This window comes from Thiorhodococcus mannitoliphagus (assembly GCF_010915725.1).
GTDB lineage: Bacteria > Pseudomonadota > Gammaproteobacteria > Chromatiales > Chromatiaceae > Thiorhodococcus > Thiorhodococcus mannitoliphagus.
Genome location: NZ_JAAIJR010000397.1, coordinates 1 through 747 on the forward strand (window position 1 = coordinate 1; position 747 = coordinate 747).

General features: G+C 68.9%; 1 protein-coding gene. It reads right to left on the reverse strand.

Annotated elements, in window-relative coordinates; genetic code table 11:
- Positions 1–123: 123 nt before the first annotated feature.
- Positions 124–747, reverse strand: a 624-nt coding sequence (gene tagF / locus G3480_RS27105; RefSeq protein WP_164657274.1) for a type VI secretion system-associated protein TagF, incomplete at its 5' end; no start/stop codon positions are given.

A 747-nucleotide genomic window follows, 5' to 3' on the forward strand; every position in this document is an offset into this window, starting at 1 on the left:
GGACGATCGAGATAGGCATCCTGATTGACGCTGCGGATGCGGCCCGGGTGCGTGACACCGGCGGACTTCCAGGCGATGGGTCTGGTTGTGCTGGTCATGATGACTCCTGCGCTGGCCGCGCCTCTAAAGCTCCCACCATCCGCTCGCCGCCCAGCCGCCGCCGATCAGGGCGCTGAATCCCTCGGCTGGAGGCAGCCCTTGGCAGGTGAGCATGGAGGGCGCCACCCGGTCGGAGCCGCTCGACCACCAGAGGCTGTAGGCACAGAACATCTGATCGAGCGCCCGATTCAGGAGACGCGGCATGGCGTGGCGGACATCCTGCGGCGCGGCCACCGCGAGCCGCCAGGCGTTCCGCCGCATCCCCTCTCCCAGCGCCGATTCCAGGGTCTGCCCCTGTTCCTGAGACGGCGGAGCGCCCAGGGCCATGACTTCGGCATCGAAGGCCTCGATGTTCCAGTCGTCCTCGAGCCCCGACAGGGCGAGGCTTTCCGCCTGCTCGAGCCACTGAGGCGCGCACAGGAGCGGGACGGGATCCGTGCCGGGCGCCAGGGGACAGGCAAGGGTGAAGGGAAAATAGCGCCCGACGCGGTCGACGCTCGGCATGAGCACACCGGCCCAGCCGCTGCGGCCCGCGACGCCGGGCGACAGCACGAACCGCCATAGCGGACTCGTCAGATAGGCGCTGAGCCAATCGTCACCCATCTGTGCCTGACTGCTGGCGAGGGACTCGCGCAGCCAGAGGTCCCA